At 59.1% G+C, this 22,363-nt stretch carries 17 protein-coding genes and 2 pseudogenes; 8 read left to right on the forward strand and 11 right to left on the reverse strand.

Annotated elements, in window-relative coordinates; genetic code table 11:
• Positions 1 to 129 precede the first annotated feature (129 nt).
• The 7 genes and pseudogenes from HV742_RS32275 to HV742_RS32630 all read right to left on the reverse strand — a co-directional run.
• Positions 130 to 561: pseudogene (locus HV742_RS32275) on the reverse strand (cation diffusion facilitator family transporter); the annotation flags it as partial.
• The gene (locus tag HV742_RS12745; RefSeq protein ID WP_175145410.1) at positions 558 to 773 is read right to left on the reverse strand and encodes a hypothetical protein; all 216 of its coding nucleotides are present in this window, start codon (positions 771 to 773) and stop codon (positions 558 to 560) included. The gene HV742_RS12745 and the pseudogene HV742_RS32275, both read right to left, overlap by 4 nt.
• Before the next feature lie 18 nt (positions 774 to 791).
• Complete coding sequence (locus tag HV742_RS32520; RefSeq protein ID WP_175145514.1) at positions 792 to 1,106, reverse strand: zinc ribbon domain-containing protein; 315 nt, start codon at positions 1,104 to 1,106, stop codon at positions 792 to 794.
• A gap of 90 nt (positions 1,107 to 1,196) precedes the next feature.
• Complete coding sequence (locus tag HV742_RS12755) at positions 1,197 to 4,385, reverse strand: CusA/CzcA family heavy metal efflux RND transporter (protein WP_175145412.1); 3,189 nt, start codon at positions 4,383 to 4,385, stop codon at positions 1,197 to 1,199.
• Between the two features lie 16 nt (positions 4,386 to 4,401).
• A complete protein-coding gene (locus HV742_RS12760) occupies positions 4,402 to 6,006 on the reverse strand; it encodes an efflux RND transporter periplasmic adaptor subunit (protein ID WP_424191383.1) in 1,605 nt (534 codons plus the stop codon).
• A 9-nt stretch (positions 6,007 to 6,015) separates the two neighbouring features.
• Positions 6,016 to 7,338, reverse strand: coding sequence for a TolC family protein (locus tag HV742_RS12765; RefSeq protein ID WP_254601094.1), 1,323 nt, complete (start codon positions 7,336 to 7,338; stop codon positions 6,016 to 6,018).
• Between the two features lie 124 nt (positions 7,339 to 7,462).
• Positions 7,463 to 7,810, reverse strand: coding sequence for a hypothetical protein (locus HV742_RS32630; protein ID WP_424191379.1), 348 nt, complete (start codon positions 7,808 to 7,810; stop codon positions 7,463 to 7,465).
• A 170-nt stretch (positions 7,811 to 7,980) separates the two neighbouring features.
• Here HV742_RS32630 and HV742_RS12775 point away from each other — a divergent pair, with 170 nt between their 5' ends.
• Complete coding sequence (locus HV742_RS12775; RefSeq protein ID WP_175145416.1) at positions 7,981 to 8,220, forward strand: hypothetical protein; 240 nt, start codon at positions 7,981 to 7,983, stop codon at positions 8,218 to 8,220.
• Positions 8,221 to 8,272: 52 nt separating this feature from the next.
• On the opposite strand, the gene HV742_RS12780 is transcribed toward HV742_RS12775, so the two are convergent.
• The gene (locus tag HV742_RS12780) at positions 8,273 to 8,545 is read right to left on the reverse strand and encodes a hypothetical protein (protein WP_175145418.1); all 273 of its coding nucleotides are present in this window, start codon (positions 8,543 to 8,545) and stop codon (positions 8,273 to 8,275) included.
• A 109-nt stretch (positions 8,546 to 8,654) separates the two neighbouring features.
• Here HV742_RS12780 and HV742_RS12785 point away from each other — a divergent pair.
• Positions 8,655 to 8,780: pseudogene (locus tag HV742_RS12785) on the forward strand (IS5/IS1182 family transposase); the annotation flags it as partial.
• A 346-nt stretch (positions 8,781 to 9,126) separates the two neighbouring features.
• Here HV742_RS12785 and HV742_RS12790 read toward each other — a convergent pair.
• On the reverse strand, positions 9,127 to 11,229 hold the full coding sequence (locus tag HV742_RS12790; RefSeq protein WP_175145421.1) for a TonB-dependent receptor family protein: 2,103 nt from the start codon (positions 11,227 to 11,229) through the stop codon (positions 9,127 to 9,129).
• Positions 11,230 to 11,711: 482 nt separating this feature from the next.
• Between HV742_RS12790 and HV742_RS12795 the strand changes: the two genes are divergently transcribed.
• Positions 11,712 to 12,041, forward strand: coding sequence for a hypothetical protein (locus HV742_RS12795; RefSeq protein ID WP_175145422.1), 330 nt, complete (start codon positions 11,712 to 11,714; stop codon positions 12,039 to 12,041).
• Positions 12,042 to 12,119: 78 nt separating this feature from the next.
• Here HV742_RS12795 and HV742_RS12800 read toward each other — a convergent pair whose 3' ends face one another.
• Positions 12,120 to 12,497 carry a hypothetical protein gene (locus tag HV742_RS12800; RefSeq protein WP_175145424.1) on the reverse strand — a complete coding sequence of 126 codons (378 nt, stop codon included), beginning with the start codon at positions 12,495 to 12,497 and terminating at the stop codon, positions 12,120 to 12,122.
• Positions 12,498 to 12,642: 145 nt separating this feature from the next.
• Here HV742_RS12800 and HV742_RS12805 point away from each other — a divergent pair, with 145 nt between their 5' ends.
• Both HV742_RS12805 and HV742_RS12810 read left to right on the forward strand, forming a co-directional pair.
• Complete coding sequence (locus HV742_RS12805; protein WP_175145426.1) at positions 12,643 to 13,326, forward strand: heavy metal response regulator transcription factor; 684 nt, start codon at positions 12,643 to 12,645, stop codon at positions 13,324 to 13,326.
• Between the two features lie 11 nt (positions 13,327 to 13,337).
• Complete coding sequence (locus HV742_RS12810) at positions 13,338 to 14,654, forward strand: heavy metal sensor histidine kinase (protein ID WP_175145428.1); 1,317 nt, start codon at positions 13,338 to 13,340, stop codon at positions 14,652 to 14,654.
• A 36-nt stretch (positions 14,655 to 14,690) separates the two neighbouring features.
• Here the strand turns inward: HV742_RS12810 and HV742_RS12815 are convergent, their stop codons facing one another.
• Positions 14,691 to 17,045 carry a heavy metal translocating P-type ATPase gene (locus HV742_RS12815; protein WP_217482386.1) on the reverse strand — a complete coding sequence of 785 codons (2,355 nt, stop codon included), beginning with the start codon at positions 17,043 to 17,045 and terminating at the stop codon, positions 14,691 to 14,693.
• Between the two features lie 139 nt (positions 17,046 to 17,184).
• Between HV742_RS12815 and HV742_RS12825 the strand changes: the two genes are divergently transcribed.
• The 3 genes from HV742_RS12825 (at position 17,185) to HV742_RS12835 (ending at position 22,352) form a co-directional block, all read left to right on the forward strand.
• Positions 17,185 to 18,513, forward strand: coding sequence for a recombination directionality factor (locus HV742_RS12825; protein ID WP_175145429.1), 1,329 nt, complete (start codon positions 17,185 to 17,187; stop codon positions 18,511 to 18,513).
• Entirely contained in the window at positions 18,510 to 19,820 is a 1,311-nt protein-coding gene (locus HV742_RS12830; protein WP_175145431.1) for a metallophosphoesterase family protein, read from the forward strand. The genes HV742_RS12825 and HV742_RS12830 overlap by 4 nt, the downstream gene beginning before the upstream one ends.
• An 87-nt stretch (positions 19,821 to 19,907) precedes the next feature.
• Positions 19,908 to 22,352, forward strand: coding sequence for a DNA repair protein (locus HV742_RS12835; RefSeq protein WP_217482387.1), 2,445 nt, complete (start codon positions 19,908 to 19,910; stop codon positions 22,350 to 22,352).
• Positions 22,353 to 22,363: the final 11 nt, after the last annotated feature.

The raw sequence follows: 22,363 nt of genomic DNA on the forward strand, positions 1-22,363 counted from the left end.
CCGCCTGGCGGTTGCAGGGGGTGGTTTCGCATTGCAGTGTCGTGTGAACGACCTTGAAGCGCTTGGCCAGGTGGGAATCAAATCGCCCTCCGGCGAGAAAGAGCGGTCGTGGACTACATGGGCGGTCAGGCTGACCTGGCCGCCACTCAGCAATCGAAGGCTGACCAGATTGACGACCAAGCCGATGCCGGCGATGACCAGCATTCCCGTCGGGTGAACCTCGGGCGTATGCAGGAAGCGCTGATATGCCTCGCCCAGGATGTAGAGGGCGACGGCAAAGAGCAGCAAGGCATTGAACGCCGCCAGGATTTCGAACCGGTGGTAGCCATAGGTCCGCCGGACATCGGCCTGCCGCCGGGCGATGCGGATGGCAGCCAGGGCGATGGCGAGCGCGGCGGCATCGGTAAACATGTGCGCAGCGTCCGAGATGAGGGCGAGGCTGCCGGTCAGAATGCCGCCAACGACTTCGGTCATCAGGAAGCCGAAAGTCAGCACCAGGGCAAGGCGCAAGGCCCGCTCGTTCCCGGTACTCGGCAGCGCGTGGGTGTGGCTTGCACTCATGGTGGCGGTTCCTTTCCGGAGGGGCGTTTCTTCGATCCCCGCTTCGTCGGCTGCAACCGACGCCGGAGTTCGGCAGAAAATTTCGGCGTCGACGTGCGCCTCCCCTCGCGCCAGCAGACAAAGACGTAGAAAGCCAGGATGGCAATCGCCAAGCCCAGGCCGACGACGATCAGCCGAAACTCAAGGTGACTGTGGAGGAGATGGTCGAGCATGGAGTGACGCTACCGCCATCAAGGCTGCTGCGCCTTGCCGCAGTTCGGGCAAAACTTAATCCCCGGCGCCAGGCTTGCATTGCAGGTGGCACAAGTGCCGGGCAGCAGCGTCGTGCCGCACTGCGCGCAATAACGCGCACCGGAGGCGGTAGCAGTGCCGCACTTCGGGCATGAGGGGCCGTCGGCGGCTATCCCGCCGCTGGGCTGCCCGGCATTCGACGGGTAATTTTGCCCCCAGCCATGATCGCCGCCCGGATAATTCCCCCGACCGCCATGATGGCCACCTTGATGGCCGCCGGCTATCCCCTGCAAGAGCTTTTCAAAGAATCCCATAACATCCTCCGCGATGTGAGTCGGTCGATATGTGACCGGTTGCCTGAATCGCAGTTTCAGCGCCAAGCCTCCGGTCACGCCTGAAAAAACTTATACCGGTGTCGACTCGGGTGCCGACTCGGCGGTGAAATCCTCTTCCTCAACGTCCTTACCATGGACAAGGCGATATAGAAGGGGCAGGACGAGAAGCGTCAGTGCAGTCGATGACAGGATGCCACCGATCACGACCGTGGCGAGCGGACGCTGAACTTCGGCACCGGTTCCCGTTGCTATTGCCATGGGAACAAAGCCGAGGGAAGCGACCAAGGCCGTCATCAGCACGGGACGCAAGCGGGTTAATGCTCCGTCGTGAATGGCGTCATCCAGAGTGCGTCCTTCCTCGCGCAGGCTACGGATGAACGAAATCATCACCAGCCCGTTGAGTACCGCCACGCCGGACAAGGCAATGAAACCGATACCGGCTGAAATTGACAACGGGATGTCCCTCAACCAGAGCGCCACGACACCACCCGTTAACGCGAACGGAATGCCGGTAAACACAAGCAATCCATCTTTCGCGTTGCCGAACATGACGAACAACAAAGTGAACACCAGCAGCAAGGCAACGGGCACCACAATTTTCAGACGTTGAGAAGCTGACTCCAGTTGCTCGAAGGTTCCGCCCCAAGAGGTCCAATAGCCTGTCGGGATTTTGATCTCTGGCAGACGTGCCTGGGCTTCGCCCACGAACGAGCCGATATCCCGTCCCCGAACGTTGGCACTGACGACCACGCGCCGCTTGCCATTCTCCCGGCTGACTTGATTGGGCCCTGGTGCAACCTCCAGGCTGGCGACTTCACTTAAAGGAATGTAGGTTGTACGCCCCTCGATGCCATTGCTGACCGCAGAATTTTTTGGCAAGGCGATCGGTAGCCGCTTCATCGATTCGATATCAGAACGCAGGTTATCTGGGAGCCGAACAACAATATCGAAGCGTCGATCGCCTTCGAACATGGTTCCAGCCTCTCGACCACCAATGGCCGTCGAAATTGCATCCTGGACATCGCCGATGTTGAGCCCATAGCGGGCGGTCTTTTCCCGGTCGATGTTGACGGTCAGCATGGGCAAGCCGGTCGTCTGCTCCACCTTGACTTCGGATGCGCCAGGGATCTTTTCCAGAACGGCGGCAATTTTGCCCGCTGTTTCGTTCATCACATCCATATCGTCGCCGAAGATCTTGATCGCCACATCGCTGCGGACCCCGGAAATCAGTTCGTTGAAACGCAACTGGATTGGCTGCGAGAATTCATAGGTATTACCTGGCAACTTACCCACGGTCTCCTGTATGGCAGCCAGCAGTTCATCCCTGGATTTCTTCGGCTCTGGCCACTGCGCTTCCGGCTTCAGCATGATGTAGCCGTCCGAGATATTGGGTGGCATCGGATCGGAGGCGATTTCAGCCGTTCCTGTCCGCGCAAACACACGATCGATTTCTGGAAAATCCTCCTTAAGCCGCTTTTCAAGTTGTTTTTGCATAGCAACCGACTGAGACAGGCTTGTTCCCGGAATCCGCAGTGCCTGAATGGCGAAATCGCCTTCATTCAAGCTGGGAACGAATTCGCTCCCCATGCGTGTGGCAAGCAGGCCGGAGAGAATGACCATAACGGCTGTGAAAACCAGAACCACAGGCTTGTTGGCCATGACATTGGCCAGCACCGGTTCATACCAGCGCTTGGCGGTCCGCATCAGGATGTTTTCCTTTTCTGCCACCTTCGCACCGATGAACAGCGCCACTGCCGCCGGGATGAAGGTGACGGAGAGGATCATGGCGCCAACCAGAGCCGTGACCACGGTGAAGGCCATGGGATGGAACATCTTCCCTTCAACGCCGGTGAGCGCAAAGATCGGCAGGTAAACGATCATGATGATGATCTGACCGAAAAGTAGTGGCCGGCGTGCCTCTCTGGATGCGGCAAAGACCTCGTGGAAGCGTTCGGTCCGGGTCAGCGGTCGCCCGTGATGTTCCTGAGCATGGGCCAGTCGACGAACGCAGTTCTCGACGATGACGACTGCGCCGTCGATGATGATCCCGAAGTCGAGGGCCCCGAGGCTCATCAAGTTGGCACTGATGTGGTAAGTCACCATTCCTGAAAAGGTAAACAACATGGAAAGCGGAATCACCATGGCTGTGATTACCGCTGCCCGGATGTTGCCGAGGAACAGGAACAGAATGACGATGACCAGAACGGCGCCCTCGAGGAGGTTTTTCTTGACGGTATTGATCGCCTTATCCACCAGAACAGTCCGGTCATAGACGGTGACCGCCTTAACTCCTTCCGGCAGGCTGCGGTTGATTTCGGCCATTTTCTGGTCCACAGCCGCGGAGACGGTGCGACTGTTCTCGCCAATCAGCATGAATACCGTACCGAGGACGATTTCACGACCGTTGTCGGTTGCGGCACCGGTCCGCAGTTCGCGGCCGATACCGACCTCCGCTACATCGCGGATGCGGATCGCTACCCCTTGCACATTGCCGAGAATGACGTTGCGGATGTCCTCGATGGTCCGTACCTGGCCTGGTGCTCGGATCAGGTACTGTTCGCCACGCTTCTCGATATAGCCTGCCCCGACGTTGCTGTTGTTGCGGTCGAGAGCGGTTACCACGTCTTGCAGCGTCAGCCCATAGGAAGCCAGCTTTTCCGGACTGGGCGCAACCTGGTATTCCTTGGCAAAGCCGCCGATCGAGTTGATTTCGGTCACCCCCGGCACATTGCGCAATTGCGGCTTGATGATCCAATCCTGAATCTCGCGCAGATCAGTCGGCGTATAGAGCGTGCCATCTGGCTTCCTCGCACCGTCTTCAGTTTCGACAGTCCAAAGGTAAATTTCCCCAAGGCCTGTCGAGATCGGCCCCATGGCCGGCGAAATTCCGGCCGGAAGTTTTCCCTTGGCCTCCTGAATACGCTGATTGACCAGTTGGCGAGCGAAATAGATGTCCGTGCCGTCCTTGAAAATCACCGTGACTTGGGACAAACCGTAACGTGACATGGAGCGGGTTTGTTCCAGATGGGGCAATCCGGCCATGACGGTCTCGACCGGATAGGTCACCCGTTGCTCAACTTCCAATGGTGAGTAACCGGGTGCCGCTGTATTGATCTGAACCTGGACGTTCGTGATGTCGGGCACCGCGTCGATCGGCAGCCGCTGGTAGTTGTAAATGCCCAGCACGGCCATGCCAAGCACGGCCAAAATGACCAGCCAGCGGTGCTCAATGGCGAGGCGAATGATGCGTTCAAACATGTTGTTCTCCCCCGCCTCAGTGGCTATGCTCGGCACTACCCTTGCCGAGCTCCGATTTCAGGACAAAGCTACCGGCTGCGGCGTATGGTGTTCCAGCTTTCAAACCGCTGAGCACTTCGATCAGTTTGCCGTCAGAACGCCCCAAGGTAACGGGTTGGGCAACAAAGCCGTCAGCCACCTTGATAAAAATGACGCTCTTGTCTCCGATCGTCTGGATTGCGTCGGCAACAACGCTTACCGGGACTTCGGCCTCACCGGAGACCACTTCGACATTAACGAACAAGCCAGGACGCCAGGCCATCTTCGGGTTGGCCAGGGTGACACGCGCCTTGGCAGTACGGGTTTCCTGGCCAAGCAAGGCACCAACGTAGGAGATGCTGCCTTCGGCCTTAGATTCGAAGGCCGTGGCCTTGACGACGACCTTTTCGCCGATGCGAATAATGTTCAGATCCTTGGCAGGAACAACGATTTCCGCCCAAACTGTGGACAGGTCGGAAACCGTGAATATGCTGGCATCTTCCTTGACCGCTTCGCCGAGCGCGATGTGCTTTTCCACGACCATGCCATCGAAAGGCGCCCGAATTTCGTAGCGATTGAGGCTTCCCGAAACGCTCGGGCTTGCCCCCAGGGCAATCAGTTTCTGCTGGCTGTTGGCGACAGCAATTTCAGCCTCCCGCAAAATCTGCTGAGATTGGAGGTAATCCTGCTCGGCGGAAATCTTTTCTTCCCAGAGCTTCTTTTCCCGATCGTAAGTCGATTTGGCCAGGGTCAGGCGCTTCTGCGCAGACAACAGTTCACTGCGCTGCTCGGAAAGCCCGATACTGGCGATGACTGCCAGAACCTGCCCACGCTTGACCAACTGTCCAAGATTGGCTGGAACACTTTCAACAACACCGGCCAACCGCGGCACAACGTGAGCGGTCCGGTCTTCGTTGAAGCGGATCTCGCCCGGCAGTTGTGAAGCGGTTCTGATTTTGGCAGGAGCCGCCTTCTGGATGCCAATGGCGGCCGATTTGACCTGCTCATCGGTCAGTTCGATTTTTCCTTCTTCCCTTGTATCAATGAACAGGAACGGTGTGTTAGACACCATAGCGGTAATAGCCGCCTCAAAGGCATGGGGTTCGGCGATCGGACTGGTGCTCATCAGGAAGTCTTGTTCCACCTTGAAGGCCACTTCCTGCTTCTCTCCGTTCGGCCGCGTCAACGTCACAGAAACCTTAGCTGCTGACGGGGCCAAGGGCTTGTCCTGTTGGAACAGCCAGACACGAAAATGTGGCTCACCACCTTCTTCAGCCAACAATAACTCCAGGCCGAATCCATCTTCGGTAAACAGTTTGCCTCCGTGAGCGCCAGTCGTCGGTCCATCCTCATGATGTTCAGCATCGCCGTGGCCCTTGGCGTGATCATGGCCATCGCCGGCCTGAGCACCATGATGCTCAGCATCAGCATGTCCCTTGGATTCGGCATGGCTGGCATGTTCACCCTGCTCAGCAGACTGATCCGAAGAGGAGGAGCCCAGAATCCAGCCGCCGGCAGCAATGCCCATCGCCAAGATGACAGCGATGGCGATACCTTGTTTTTTGGAAAGGTTAAAGGCGTTCTTGTTGATATTGATTTTCACAGCTTGCTCCTACGGACGGCTTGGCATGGCGGATGGCATTGAATTGGTGGAGCCCAGAACACGCTCCAGTTCGGCAGAAGTCCGATGCGCCTCAGACAAACTTTTCAGGTATTGGGCTCTTGCCTGAAAGAAGGTGCGTTGAGCATCCAGGACTTCCAGAAAACTGAATTTCCCAAGCTCGAACCCTTTACTAGCTGCGTCATAGGCGCTGCGTGCGCCCGGCAAAATTTCGCTTTGCAGGGCTTGAGCTTCAACGACCAGTGCCTTTAGGCGCTCCTGGTTTTGCGTAACTTCCGTGCTCAAGCGAACCTCGGTGGCGCTCAATTCATCCCGAGCCTTATCAGCCCGCCGCAGCGCTTCATGCACATTGCCCTGGTTGCGGTCGAATATCGGGAATGGGATCGAGAGACCCACGATGGTTTGGTTGCGCCCAAGCTCTTCAACCTTTTTTGAACCCAGGCTGACCGTGACGTTTGGAATCCGCCGAGACCGCTCGACATCGGCAAGCGCCGCAAAACGATCGGCCTCGTGGCGTGCTCGGGCAAGTACCGGAGAGTTGTTCAAGCGACGATCGATCTCGTCGGCGGAGAGGATTTCTGGCAGATTGTCGGTACGCCCCTCGACCTGTCCAAACCGTGGTGTCTTACTTCCCCAGGTCGCTGCCAGACGATTTCGTGCTGCGACCAAATCGCCTTTGGCTTGATTCAACTCGACCCGTGCAGACGCCTCAGCAACGCGCGCCTTGGTTTCCTCAACGGGTGAGATTTTGCCGGCCGTAACCCGGCGCGATGCAGCTTGGGTAGCGCGTTGGGCGAGGCCGAGCAAATCCTCTGTTTGCAGTATCCGTTCTTGAGCCACCAGAACATCGAAGAAGGCACCAACAACGCTAGCTCGGATGCTCTGGCGTTTGGCCACCAAGTCGGCAGAGGCTACATCCCGTCCCCGCTCGGCGGAAACAATCCGTGCAGCGCGCCTGCCCCCCAACTCGATTAATTGGCTGATCTGAACGGTTGTGGTTCGCGTTGCCTTATTCTGCGTATCTTCAACCAAGGTTGAAATTTCCGGGTTCGGCAGTATCCCTGCTTGAATCACTGCTCCCTCGACTGCTCGCAATTCGTTGGTTGCGGCAGATAGTTCGGGATTGGCCGTTAGCGCGAGATCAATTGCAGTGGAAAGGGTCAAGGTTCCGGTCGGTTCCTTGGCAAGCGCAGGTACTGCCTCGATCGGCGACGGCGCATTTTGCATCTGCGCCCAGAGGTTGGTGCTGGCAAGCACCGTAAATCCGAAAAAGGTTCGGGCCAGTAAAGTGATAATTGGTTGTTGGCGGTACATCCGACTCTCCGTTGATGAAAGGTACATCAGGGAATCGGCGGGGCACCACCCCGCAAGCGGCATGGCACAGTGCGCAGCTCAAGCTGCGGCGAACTGATATGGGAAAGTAACCCAACCCCGCCGATCAGGCGGAGATCGACCAGTTGGGACGTTCAGGCAAATCGCTAGGTGGCGACGTCAAAAAGTGGGGAGACCAAGGGTGATCGGCTACGCCACCGGCAACAAGTTGGGCATTGGCAACACTGGTCAATACTGCAATACAGCTGGCATGGCAGACAGCACAATCACTGTCGATGCCAGAGAGTTGGCCTTTGGTATCTTTAGTTCTATCGTCAGTCTGATGCTTGTGCTCGTGGTGACCAAAATGATGCGCAGTGGCTCCCGTTTCATGCTGGCAATAGGCAGCCGCCACCGACCAGGTAGTCTGGAGTGACAGTAATACCAACAGGAAAACGGCAAGCCAACGACGCATGAAGCGGATTCTATCAGCTAATATCGCAGAATTAAAAAAGCCAATCTGCTACGTTTCGTCAAATCGCAGTAGTGATGTGCAGCAGCGATGTAACCATTGCACTCATGAAGTATTCAACAACCGCGCATTATTTCTTGCGCACTGTATGAGAAATAGTCAGTGAGCACCAAATGAATACTCGAAAAGCGATACTGTTCGTGTTGATCGTAGTCATTGTGAGTATAGGGGCTTGGGCAACCTGGAAAACGATGTATCACACTGATAGCGATGGTCATGGTCACGGCCTGAATGCAACCCATGAAAACAACATCTCTCAGATACTCAACTGGATGGGCAGCATGTTTAGCGCCAAGCCTACCGTGCATGATCCAGCTCACGAAGAAAAAACTCCGCCCAAGCAGGAGAGATAACCATCCCCCGGCCACAACAGGCCAAGGGGGTCATGAACCACCAATATACCGATCAGCGGCCGCGCATCCAGCTGCCATTGTGCTGCATCATTTGCTGCTGCATACCCATGCAGGTTCCCATCATCTGCTGGCGTCGGTTGATTGCCTGAGTTGACACATCCTTGGGATTCCACCATCCCATCCATCCCATCCCATCCCATCCCATCCCATCCCATGGCATGCCATGCCATGCCATGCATGCATGCCACTGCCACCGCAGCAGCCTGAGCCGCCAGAGAACGTCATTTCCCAGGTTTTTCGTTCTTAGCAGGTTCGTGGTGGGCATAAACCTTGGCCGCTCCATCGGATTTAACCAAAATGACATCATAAGCGACTGAATTTGGGCTTTCCATCCCGGGCGAGCCCCTGCGGCACGCCTAGAGCTGCTAGGCCGACACCGCAAGACGCGCTACCGTGGTTTGGCCAAGAACACGGCCCAACTCTTCTCGCTGTTCGGCTTCGCCAATCTGGTGCTGGCGCGCCGTTGGCTACTCGACGCCAACACCCAAGGTGCGTCCTGAAAACGGAAAATGGGCATAACGCCACGCAAAAACAGCGACTGGACTGGGAAATCAGGCCTGATTTCCCAATCAAATCTACCTCGCCCGCCTCTCGCTTTGGGGCAAGGTGAATTGTTCAGCATTTCCCTAGGCAATATATTTTCAGGTGGGCTAATTAGCCGCCTTGGTAGAGGGCTTCACGCTGCTTCTTTTCTTCCGTTGTCACCCTCATGCAGTTGCGCTTCACCTCGTTCGCTGTAGTCGGCTTGCGGAAGGACTTCCACCTTCAAGATCGCGCCCGTGCCGGGCGCACAACAAAAGGGGCTGACATCAGCCAGCCCCTTCATGCACGAACGATCGACGCTAATCAGAAAGCGTACTTCACCCCAACCTGAATCAGGCGTGGCATGCCTACTTGAATGCCACGAGTGCGATCAACGATGTAGGTCTTGTCGAACAGGTTCTTCCCGGTGACGAATGCGGACAGCGCCTTGTCAAAGCGATAGTTGAGCGCTGTGTTCCACACGGTGTAAGCCGCAATTTCGCCCTTTTGTCCGTCAGCAGTCGGCAAGACTGTATTGGCAAAATCGGAATACTGGCTACCGACATACTGGGCTTCGATTTCGCCTCTGAAAGGCCCTACGCCATAACCAACAGCAGCCGTCAGTGTATGTTCGGGGGCATACGCCTGTCGCTTGCCCTGAGCACCGACGATTGCACCGCTGGCAACATTGCGGAAAGCCTCGGTTTGTTCGGCGGTCGGCAACCATGTGTAAGCCATACGACCAAAAACGCCATTGGAGAACTCAGCATTGGCCGCCAATTCAAGCCCTTCGAACAAGGCCTTGCCTTGGGAAAGCGGTGTGCTGCCACCGGCAATTGAACCAACGGCGATCAGGTTGTCGTAATCGTTGCGGAAATAGGCCGCCTGGACGGAGACGCCCGACAAGGGTTGGGCACGAACACCGAATTCAAAATTCAGCGATTTTTCGTAATCCACATCCACCACGGTGCCCGTGCCACCAATCAGATCCTCGACGCGCGGAGGAGCAAAACCCTTGTGCAGGCTGGTGAAGACGGTCAATGTCGGCATCGGGTTCCAGGTCGCGCCAATGCCCGGCGTGAAGGTATGAACACTGTTTTCACCGCTCTGACCGGTCAGGCGATTGGTCCGCTCGGCTTTGATCGACTCATAACGGGCAATAGGCGTCACGCTGAACTGGCCAATGTCGAAACGGTTGGCAACGAAGCCGGAGTAGGCGCTGGTCTGGCGATGATTATTCTCGGCCAGGGTGCCGGTGCGTGCCGTCGGGCTGGTGCCGTTGATCTGTATGCGATTCTGCTCCTCGAAATGAGCACGAACACCCGCCTGAAACTCACCCAGTCCATGCGCTACGGTCAGACGTGGTTCTATCCCCCAGGTTTCGTAACTGCGTAGACGCCCCTGGGTGGAGTTGCAGGTATCGGGATCAATCGCAACACCGGCCAGACGAGAAGGATTCAATGCTGCGCATTGTGCATCCTGACTGTTGCTGGCCTGACGCCACCAATCGCGATCGAACTTCGAGTAATACACGCTGGTCGTCAGCGTTGATTTATCGCTGATCAGGAAATCATGCGTTGCGGAAAGCCCAACCCGTTCCGCTTCAAAACGATCATTTTTGAACGGATTGTAGCGAGCCTCCAAGCGGTCGAACTCGGCCTGGGTCAAGCCGGAATAGGTCAACATCGAATCTTCTTTGTAGAAGTTCCCGCGCAAGGTGATCGCATGCCGCTCACTCAATATGGCGCCATACTTGATATTGAGGTCATCCAGTTTGTGATTCATGTTGTCCCGGGCACCGTCACCTTCCTTGTGCCCGTAGTCCACCGTAAAACCGCCACCACCCACATTCACCTTGCCGTTGAAGTAGTCACGGTTGCCGACGACACCCTGGACATAACCCCCAAAACTCTGGCGCGGTGCCGGCGTAATGTAGTTCACCACGCCACCAACCGTTTGCGGGCCGAACATCAGGGAACTGGCCCCCTTCAAGACTTCGATCCGCTCGTAACGGTCCACCATGGGATGGTAGTAGCTGGCATTGTCACCGTAGGGCGCATAGGCCAGAGGCAAACCGTCTTCGAGCAGGGTGATTTTGGTTGAACGCGTCGGGTTCAGGCCGCGCATGGCAATGTTGGGGCGCAAACCGAAACCCTCTTCATCGCGGGCATGAACACCGGGAACTTTGCGCAAGGCTTCATTCACGGTGAAAACGTGAGAATCTTCCAGTTCCTTCTTGCCAAGAATCTGGCCGGCACCACCCAGGGTCGACAGATTTTCTTCGCTACCGATCACCTGAATGGTAGCCAAGGTTTTTTCAGCGGCGCCTTCCTTGGCATATACAGCCGGAACGCAAGCATATGCAGCGGCAATCGCCAGGACGAGCGGGGTGGGAGAAAATGAATTTCTCGATAAGCAATACTTCATGGAGAATCTCCGAAGGCAGTTTTAGCGGTACTGGCTGGCTGCCTAGGAAAGCTCCCTCGGTTGCTGGCTTGTAAGTTGGTAAGAACATCTGTCATAAATTGTAAATGAAAGTAAATCTCATTTCAATTCAGGAATTAATTCTACTTTGTTAGATTGGTCATCAATTTGATGTTGCGAGGGTTTCGGCCTGTTTTCGGTAAGCGGATTGGTTTATCTTGAGGCGCTGATGGCAGGTAAAGCAGCGATTCGAGCACCAACAAGTTCGCACCCATATCTGCGAAGACTATATCCACATCATGGACTCCCCGAATACCACCAGCCCGAGGAACAAGATCTTGATGCCCATAGCGCGGCTCAGGCCGCGAACGCGAAGGGAAAGCGAATCAGGGAAACGCCCGTCCCGTCGATCAGGCGGAGATGGACCAATTGGGACGTTCGGGCTGGCCGCCAGGTGGGGATGTCAAAAACGGGACTGTCCGAAAATGATCAGCAACAACACCGATTTCGGGCACCGAACTGCTAAAGGCGGTCAATGCGGCAATACAGCCCGCATGACAGACAGCACAATCATTGTCCACATCGGAAAGAGAATCTTTGACAAGCTTCTCGTTATCTTCAGCCTGATGCTTGTGGTCGTGATGACTGAAGTGCTGTGCCGATCCCGTTTCGTGCTGGCAACAGGTAGCGGGCACAACCCAGAAAATCTGGAGCGGCAAGACAATCAACAGGAGAATGGAAAGCCAGCGACGTATGGTATGAGTATTAACAGAATTGAAGTGTGTTCAAAAAGCCAAGCCGGCAGCGCAAATTGAATTTGAAGGCGAGTTGACGATGACCAGAGTTTCTCTAGTCATCGTCCGATGGGCGACACATCCTTCCTCGGCGTGCAGTTAACCGCCCTGGTACAATGCATCGTGCTGCTTCCGTTCTTCCGGTGTCATTTTCATGGATGGTGCAGGGGTGTTGTGCTGGAGTTTGTCGACATGCTGCCATTTCCCATCGCGGTAGGCATATTCGTGCGGAATCAGTGCCCAGCCTTGGTCACCGCCCACGTAACGATACTGGCCATCCGCGCTAACCGGATTGCGTTTGAAGTCATCGAGCTCCTGTTGCACTTGCTGGGCGGATTTGCTGCCCGAGTCGTGCGCCGGGTAGAATTTTGTCGTACCCTCCGGCGTGCTGTGCATGACCGACTCGGCCAACACCTGCCCTGACAGGGCCAAACCAGCACAGAGAACGGGGATGGAAAGGGCTTGTTTGACGTTCATGATAGAACTCCTTCAATGATGTTTAGGTTCATCGGGTTTGGGGTATGCCGAACAACTGAACGGCATGGATGAACTATAAAAAATCAGCACTGACAGAACGCCAACAGGAAGTTTACAAAATTGACATCTTTCGATTCGTGAAGAAATGAAACTATTGGTTGTCGAAGATGAGCAAAAGCTTGCCCAATACCTGCAAAAAGGATTGGGTACCGCAGGCTTTGTCGTTGACCTTGCCCACGACGGCGTAACGGGACTCCACATGAGCTTGGAGTTCGATTACGCGGCCATCATCCTCGACTCCATGCTGCCCGGCATGGACGGGCTCTCCTTGTTGGCTGCCTTGCGCACAAAGAAGCAAACACCGGTATTGATGCTGACCGCGCTGGGCAAAGTGGAGGACCGGGTTAACGGTTTGCAGACCGGCGCCGACGATTATCTGGTCAAGCCGTTTGCCTTTTCTGAGCTGATCGCTCGAATCCAGGGACTGCTGCGCCGGTCGGTGCCGCAGCAACCGGAAGCCACGCCGAACCGTCTTGCACTGCACGATCTTGAAATGGACCTGGCTCGTCGCAAGGTCTCCAGGAACGGTCAGCGCGTCGATCTGAGTGCCAAGGAGTTCCTGCTGCTTTCTCTGTTTCTAAGGAAACAAGGCGAGGTGCTGTCACGAACCGAGATTGCCGAGCAGGTTTGGGATATGAACTTCGATAGCAACACCAATGTAGTCGAAGTTTCCATCAAGCGACTTCGCGCCAAAATGGATACGCCCTTCGAGACGCAGTTGTTGCATACCGTACGCGGCATGGGCTATGTCCTCGAACTGCGCGAATGAGACTCAGAACAATGATCAATCCGACGCTGAACAGTCGCCTCATACGCTGGCTCGCTTCGCTGAGTTTGGGTGTTCTGGTGTGTTTGTGCCTCGGCGTCTTTTTCTCGGTCAAAGCCAACCTTGAAACACAACAGGACCTGCGTCTTGAAAAGCTCAGCACGGCAATTCGGCACCTGTTTGAAGAAACACCGGGACACCTGCAAGCGGGATCACTTGAACACGACCTGGACGATCTTCTGAAAATCAATCGGGACTCACATCTCAAGTTAATCGATAGGCTGGGTGAGGCTCGCTTCATCTCGATGCCAAGTGCGTGGCCATCAAAAGCTCGCTTTTATTCGTTTGCACTCCCCGGTGAAGCGCAGAGGACAGATTTTGCCGTTGCCGAATTGGCACTTGAGACTGCGCCCGATGAAGCGATTCTGGATCGCCTCGCAGCCATCCTCTGGGGGGCTGCCTTGATCGGGAGTGCCGCAATCACCCTTGGCGGCTACTTGGTCGTTTATTTCGGACTGGCCCCCATTCGGACGCTGGCTGAGCAAACGCGCAGTCTCGCAATCCTTTCCCTCGACACGCGCTTGGAAACAGAGGGTATCCCTGCCGAGTTGCAAGTTCTCGTCGATCATTTCAACGAGTTGCTGAATCGACTGGAAAAAGCCTATCAGCAACTCGAAGGGTTCAATGCCGATGTGGCTCACGAATTGAGAACCCCATTGGCAAACATCATCGCCAGCAGCGAGTTGGCCTTGCGTAGCAACGACAAGGACGAACACCTGCGCGATTGCATCGGTTCAAATCTCGAAGAAATGCACCGGTTGTCGTGCATCGTTAATGACATGCTGTTTCTGTCGCAAGCCGACCGGGGTGCTAAAGCCCGGCGGATGCCTATTCAAAGCCTTGCCCAGCTCTGCGCCGAAGTGGCCGACTACTACGAAGCGGTGCTGATCGAATCTGACCTTCAATGGTCTATCGAAGGCGATGCATCAGGCCAGTACGACGCGGCGCTGCTCCGGCGCGTGCTGTCCAATCTGCTGAATAATGCGGCTCGGTATGCCGATCACGGAAGTTCAATCGTGATTCGTATCGCCGCGGAAACTCATGGACACATCAAGCTCTCGGTGATCAATCGAGGGGAACCGATTTCTGCCGAGAGTCTGCCTCATATCTTCGACCGCTTTTTCCGCGTAGATGCCTCACGTAGCCACGGTCATCAGAATCATGGACTGGGTCTCGCCATCGTTGGCGCGATTGCCCGGATGCATGACGGGGAGGCCTTCGCAAAATCCGCCCATGGTGAGACAGAAATAGGCGTACGACTGGCCGGCTGATGGCCCCGCTGCTTTTTGCCAACCAACAACGGGGCTTTAGTCTTTGGTTTGCGCTGCAGAGGTCCGCAACATCCGCAGACCGTTGGCGACGACCAGCAGGCTGGCGCCCATGTCGGCAAACACCGCCATCCACATGGTGGCATTTCCGAACACCGCGAGCCCGAGAAATACGACCTTGATGCCCAAGGCCAGTGCGATGTTCTGCCAGAGCACGGCATGTGTCTGGTGAGACAAACGGATAGTTTCCGGGATGCGCCGCAAATCGTCGTTCATGATCACCACATCGGCTGCCTCCATGGCGGTATCGGTGCCGGCAGCTCCCATGGCGACACCGATATCGGCGCGTGCCAGGGCGGGCGCATCGTTGATGCCGTCGCCGGTCATTGCCGTCGATCCATAGCGCCCCTGCAGTTCCTCGATGGCAGCCAGCTTGTCCTCAGGCAGCAGATTGCCTCGTGCATCGTCGATTCCCGCCTGGCGGGCAATACTGGTTGCGGTTGCTACGTTGTCGCCGGTGAGCATGACCGACGTGACACCAAGGCGATGCAGATCGATAATCGCTTCCCGCGAGCTTTCCTTGATGGTGTCGGCTACCGCGAAGATGGCCAGTACCCGATCCTCGGTAGCCAGCAGAGTGGCGGTTCGCCCCTGATTTTCATGAACTGCAAGACGTGCCTCGATCTCGGTGCTGCACAGTCCACGATCCTCGATCAAGCGATGATTGCCAAGAATCAAGGTATGGCCGTCCAGGCGGGCCTCGATGCCGCGACCGGGAATTGCAGTGAAGTCGGCGAGGTCGTTTTCCGGCAGGTTCAGGCTGGTGGCAATGGCCTTCGAGACGGGGTGATCCGAATGACCGGCTAGGCTGGCCGCCCAGGAAAGAATCTTAGATTCAGGTTCGGCGGTCGCCAGCACTTCCGTGGCAACCAGTCGAGGCTTGCCCTCGGTAATGGTGCCGGTCTTGTCCAGGGCGATGGCGCGCAGCTTGCGGGCCTCCTCCAGATAGACGCCGCCCTTGATCAGGATGCCGCGCCGGGCGGCCGAGGCTAATCCGCTGACTACCGTAACCGGCGTGGCGATCACCAAGGCGCACGGGCAGGCGATGACCAGCAACACGAGTGCCTTGTAGAGCGCCTGCATCCAGCTCCAGGCGAATAGCCAGGGGCCAAGTGCGGCCACCGCCACCGCGATGGCGAAGATGCTTGGAGTATAGAAGGCAGCAAAACGGTCCACGAAGCGTTGGGTCGGTGCTCGGGTACCCTGTGCCTGTTCAACGGCGTGGATGATGCGCGCCAGCGTGGTGTTGTCGGCAGCTGCCGTCACCTCGAACTCCAGAGTGCCCGTTTCGTTGATGGTGCCGGCAAAGACAAGATCGCCGACCGTTTTGTCCACCGGAATGCTCTCACCGGTCACCGGCGCCTGGTTCACCGCGCTGCTGCCGGCCGTCACGCGGCCATCCAGAGGGATGCGGGCGCCGGGCTTGACGCGGGCCACGGCACCGAGGACGACGTTCGCGGCCGGCATTTCTTCCCAGGAACCATCCTCGTGCCGAACCTCGGCGGTTTCGGGCGTCAGGGCGAGCAGGCCCTTGATGGCATTGCGTGCCCGATCCACGGAGCGGGCCTCAATCAGTTCGGCGATGGCGTAGAGCGCCATGACCATCGCCGCTTCCGGCCATTGGCCAATCAGGAAGGCGCCGGTCACGGCAACCCCCATCAGGGCGTTCATGTTCAGTTGCCCACGGCGCAATGCCGCCAACCCCTTGCGATAGGTTGAAATCCCGGAAAACCAGATGGCAATGGCAGCCACGGCCATCCCCAGCCCCTTGAACCACAGCGTGTCAGGGGCGAAAAAATCGAGCCCTTCGGCGGCAATGGCCAGGCCGAGCGCGAGCAACGCCTTGCCAAAGTCTCCGAAGCCGGAAGGGGGAGTTGATTCTCCCGTTGCTTTGACTGGCTGGATTTCGAAACCCAGCTTGCGGATCGCAGCCAGCGCAACTTCCTGTATGGGCGGCGGAGCCTCAATGCTCAAGGTCCGGGCAGCGAGTTCGAAGCGTAGCGAGCGGATGCCGTCGATATCGGCCAAGGCTTTGCGAATATCGTTTTCCTCGTTCGGGCAGTCCATGGCAGGAATCCGGAAAACGCTCACGGTGCTGGTTGGATCAGGCGCGAACGATTGTGGGACTTCTTGAGGCACTACGGTTACTGAGGCACAACTGCCTGAACAACCACCGTGTCCGATGTCATTGGATGTTTGCTGGTCAGCATGAGTGGCCACAGCGATCTCCTGTTCGTTACCGCCATTTAAAACCGCTACCGCCAGTTCGGCATCTTTCTGTACGAGTTGCGGAAAACGTTGGGCAAGGAGGACGACGAGTTCGGAGCGAGTCATGGTCATATTTTAACGGAGACTGCTTTCGAGTGAGCAGCATCCCTGGGAGAGCCGAGTGCCGCCCAAGGGGTTGCATCGCGGGGAAGGCGCGAGAGCATGAATTGTCGGAATGTCCCGATGTTCATGGAGGCGCGCCGTCATGGCCCATCCCAACGCACACCCCGTTATTGCCGTGCAAGGCGCCGGCGCTACCGCTGCGGCGACCCTGCTGGGGCAAGGCCCCGCCCGAATTCCCACCGGTGGCAAAATCCGCGCCGGTATCAAGGTGCTCACCAAGAAGGCCGCTGGCGAGTCCCGCGCCAAAGCGATCTACGACCAGGGGGTGGCCGCGGGCCAGTCCTTCGAGCAGATCGAGCGTGCCATCACGGCGGCCTTGCCCGACCTCAAGACGCCGCTGGTGCCGCGCAACGTGCCGTGGTTCACCGTGCGGGCGCAGGACTTTCCGAATCCCGAGATCGCCCGGGAGATTCTGGAAATCTATGGCGAGGATCGGGGCGAAGGCCGGCGCCTGTACCGCTTCCCGGTGGTCTTCCCCTCCGACTACTGGCAGACCGTGATGCCCCACGAACTGGCGGCCTGGGGCACCCACGACAAGCACTACTGGTCGCAATACTCGGCCGATGGCCGAGTGCGCCACTGCATGTGCCATGCGCCGGTGCCGGTCGACGATACGGGGCGGCGCATGATTCGCCTCTTCGGCGGGCGCAAGACCATGATCCGCGAGGACAACGGCGGTCTCTGCGAGCCCGAGGCCTGCCGCGAGTACCAGCAGCGCCAGTGCAACCTTACCGGGCGCTTCCTGTTCTTCATCCCCGGCATACGGTCGATCAGCGCATTCGAACTGCATACCAACAGCTTCTATGCGATGAACGCGGCGATCCAGAAGTTCGAAACAGTGGGCTTCCTGCGGGGCGGGCGCATTTCCGGCTTTCTCGACCGGCAAGGCACGCCGTTCTACCTGACCAAGAAGCTCATGGAGGTGGCCCACATCGACGAGCAAGGCCGGGCCGTTCGCGTGCCACAGTGGATCATCGACCTGGCGGCGCCGGTGGACGTGACGGCCTTGCTGCGCGAGAACGAAGATGCCGAGACAGCCTTGGTGCAGGCGCAACTGGCGACGCAGGTGCTTCAAGGCTGCCCGGCAGAAGCCAGTGCCGAATCGCTGTCGCCGGAGGCCGCTGCTGCGCACGCGCCGACGGTGGTCGATGCAAAGTCTGCCGAGGAGCCGCCGCTGCACGACGGTCGTCCGAGCTTCGAGCAATTGATGGCCCGTGTGCAGGCCTACGGGATCGTGCCGGAACGCTACCAGGCCTACGCCGACCGGCGCTGGGGACGGGGTTGGAAGATCAACCCGAACGGCCGCGTCCTGGCCTGGAATGAACTCGAGCGCTACGGCAACGATCCGCAGGGCTACCTCGACAAGATCGAGAGCGAGATGCAACTAGCCTCGCGGGGGAGGACGGCATGATCCGTATCGCGCATTTCTCCGACCTGCACTACGGCACCAAGAACCTGGCGGAAGCTGACCGCTGCTTCGGTGCCGCCATCGACCGGGCTATCGCGTTGGGCGTGGAGGCGGCCGTCCTCTCGGGCGATGCCACCGACCATGGCCTGGACTTGCACGCCCCGGCCGCCGAACGGCTGATGGTCCAGGTGCGGCGACTGGCCGACCATTGCCAGGTGTTGATGCTTCAAGGGACGTTCTCGCATGAACCGCCGGGCACCCTGGCGATCTTCCGGCTGCTCGGCGGACGGCACCCGGTGCACGTGGCCGACCGGATCGCGCAGGTCGCCCTCACGGCCCAGGGCGAATGGCTCTCTTCGACGGGCTGGTGCTTCGATCAGCTGCCGGGCAATGCTCACGCGCTGTTTTCCTGCGTGCCCACGGTGAACAAGGCTGCGGTCGCCGCTGCGGTCGGTGCAACGGAAGCCGCCCAGGCGGTCGGCGAGCAGCTGGCCCTCTTGTTGCGCGGCTACGCGCCCATCAATCGCGCAGCCCGCCGGCAGGGCGTGCCCAGCATCGGCGTCGCCCATGGCACGGTGTTCGGTTGCGTCAGCGAGCACGGCGTGCCGATGGCCGGCTTCGATCACGAGTTCACTACCGGTGCCCTGTTCGGTGCCGAGGCCCAGGCCTTCATGCTCGGGCACATTCATCGGCATCAGGCATGGGAACAGCAGAGCAGGGTAGGGCGGCAGTGCATCGCCTATCCGGGCTCGATCGGTCGTTTTCATTACGGCGAGGAAGGGGAGAAGGGTTTTCTGCTCTGGGAAGTCGACGCCGACCAGGCGCGTTTCACCCTGGAGCCCACGCCCGCGTGCCGGACTGTCGATATCGTGTTCGACGGCAAACCCGACCTCGACGCCCTGCGCACAGCCGTCGCGCAGCAGGACATCGCCGGTGCGTTCGTGCGCGTGCGCTGGACCGTCGCCGATGAAGACCGCCATCAGGTCGACCGTGCGGCGATCGAGCGGTTGCTGGACGGGGCGGCGGAAACCAAGCTGGAGGGGCGCATCGTGCCGGTGGTGCGCACGCGGGCGGCGGGGATCTCGCAACTGGCGAATCTGGCGGACAAGGTGCGGGTCTGGGCGCAGGTGACCGAGGCGCGGGTGGAACCCTTGCTCGAGTGCCTCCGGTCGCTGTCAGGCCAGGAACCGGAAGTCATCGCCGAGCGTGTGCTGCGTGGGCAGGAAGTCCCCGATGGCGGGGAATGCATCGACACCGCAGACACCCTGTCGCCCCCAAGGGCCGATCTTGAGCTCGCGCTGTCGTTTTGACCTGGCCAGGGCCTGTCACTTGGGGACGGACTTGCACACCCTCTTTCGTGCGGGAGACTGATCTGGTCATCCCGCTGGAGTATCGCCATGCAACCTCTTTCACTCACTCTCAAGGGCTTTCGCGGCATTCGCGATGGCCTGGGACGCGATGTCCTGACCCTGGATTTCGAGCGACTGGCCGACGGTGCCGAATTGGTCGCCATCGTCGGCGCCAACGGGCGCGGCAAGACCACCGTGATGGACAACATGCACCCGTACCTCTCGATGCCCTCACGTGCCGCTGTGGCGGGGCCGGGTGGGTTCTCCTACTACGACCACGTGTGCCTGCCCGAGAACGAGAAAGACCTGATCTGGGCCCACGACGGCTGCAGTTACCGATCGCAGGTCGTGATCCGCCTTAACGGCCGGCGCAAGACCGAAGCCTTCCTGTTCGTCCTCGCCGACGATGGCGCCTGGAAACCTGTCGCACTGGGTGACGGCACCGTGTCCGACGGCAAGGTGGACACCTATACCCGCTGCGTCGAGGCCCTCTGCGGTAGCGCCGACACCTTCTTCACCTCGGTGTTCTCGGCCCAGGGCAAGCGGCAGCTGAGCGCCTACCGCAATGCCGAGATCAAGACCCTGCTGGCCGATCTGCTCGGGCAGGAGGAGATCCGCGTGCTCGGCCAGAAGGCGGGCGAGACGGCGCGTCTGCTCAAGATGGGCCTCGCGGCGATCCGGCAGGAACAGGCCTCGCTGGATGAGGAAGCGCACCGGATCGAGAGTGAACGGCGGCGCCTTGATGGCGCCCAGGCTCGCGTCGCGCAGAGCCTGTCGACCCGACAGGTGGCTCAGGCCACGCAGGAGTCGGCGCGAGCCCGGCATGCCCAGTTGATCGCCGAGCGCGCGCAGGCGCAAGGCGTGGAAGCGCGCCGGCGGCAACTTCAGGGCGAATGCCAGGCGGTGGTCCAGGCCGGCAAAGGGGCTATCGAAGCCTTGCAGGCACAGGATCGGGGCGAGCAACAGCGGCTGCAACGGCTGGAGCTGCGCATCGCCCAGCGTCTCAACCAGGAGCGCAACCGCCGGCAAGTCTTGCAGAACCAGCGCCGGCAGTGCCTCACGTCGCTGGCCGGGGCGCAAGCCGTGCGGCGTGGAGAGCGCCGTCTGCCTCTGGCCGAGCGAGTCTCATCGCTACGATCGGCGCAGGTCGGAACGTGGCGGGAGCACGTTCAACGCCTGACCCGGTGCGATGCAGCGGAACGGGTGGCCCAGCAGCAATTGTCCGGGATCGAGCGCGAGGCCGGGCAAGCAACGTTCAAGGCTGAGGAGTTGGCGCGGCGCTTCGGGCTCACCGGCGAGGTGCCGTGTGCGGGTAGCGACCTGCAGGGGCAATGCCAGCTCCTGGGCGATGCGCGGGAAGCCCAGGCCATGATTCCCAGCGCCCAGGGGACGATTCAGCGCCTGGGGCGCGAGAAAGCGACGGTGCTGAAGGAACTGGACGCCTTGCGCGGACAGCATGAGGCCCTCGCCGGTGCGCCGCAGGCATTGGTACGGGCCGAGCACCGGGCCGAGCGTGCCCGGGTACGTGCCTCGCGGTTTGCGCTGCTAGCCGCCCAGGCCGGGGAAATGGTGCGGGCGCGAGCCACGCTAGCAGAGATCGAGGAGGAGCTGACGGAACTGCGGACGGCTCTGGGACCGAATGCCGCCGATCAGCCGGCGGAGACGTCCGAGGAGGCCACCGAGCGCCAGCAGATAGGAGCGGCACGGCAGGCCATCGCCGTCCAGCACGAACAGCAGGCCGAGCACCATCGCGCCGCCCTGGACCGCCTCAAACAGGTGCTGGCGGCCTTGCCGGCACCTTACGACGAGCAGCGCCTGATCGATGCCCAGACCGCGATGGAGCAGGCCGCGCGGTCGGTCATTGCCGCCGAGCAGGCCCACCTGGCTGCGGTGCGGGACGCCGAAACCCTGGGTGCCGTGGTGCAGCAGGCAACGGCCCTGGCCGGTCGTCAAGCGCACGTGGCCAACCGCATCGCCAAGGTCGAAACCGAGTTGGGCGACTGGAATCTGTTCGCCAAGTGCATGGGCAACGACGGTCTGATCGCGCTGGCCATCGATGATGCCGGTCCGGCCTTGTCGGGACTGGCCAACGACCTCCTGCTCGCCTGCTACGGTCCCCGCTTTACGGTATCCATCCAGACTCTGGTGGAGACCGGCAAGGGCGAGCAGAAGGAAGGCTTCGACATCCTGGTGCACGATGGCGAGTCGGGCGAGAGCAAGAGCGTCGGTCTGATGAGCGGCGGCGAAAGGGTGTGGATCTCATGCCGAGCTCGGCATGAGATCCACTATGCCGCGAACCGGGTTATGCCGAGTAGCCTTCGACGGCGAGTTTTCCGCGCCAGTGGACGCGGACCGACGTCGTGCCGCGATGGTCGGCATAAAACGCGCGTCAGTGCCCCTGATCTGTCGGCAACACACCATGCGCATTCAATAACCCCCTCGCAGAACCGTAGGGCGACGGAATATTTTTCGACGTTGCCGAACAGGACTTGAAGACGAAAAAG

This window comes from Achromobacter ruhlandii (assembly GCF_902859695.1).
GTDB lineage: Bacteria > Pseudomonadota > Gammaproteobacteria > Burkholderiales > Burkholderiaceae_B > Achromobacter > Achromobacter ruhlandii.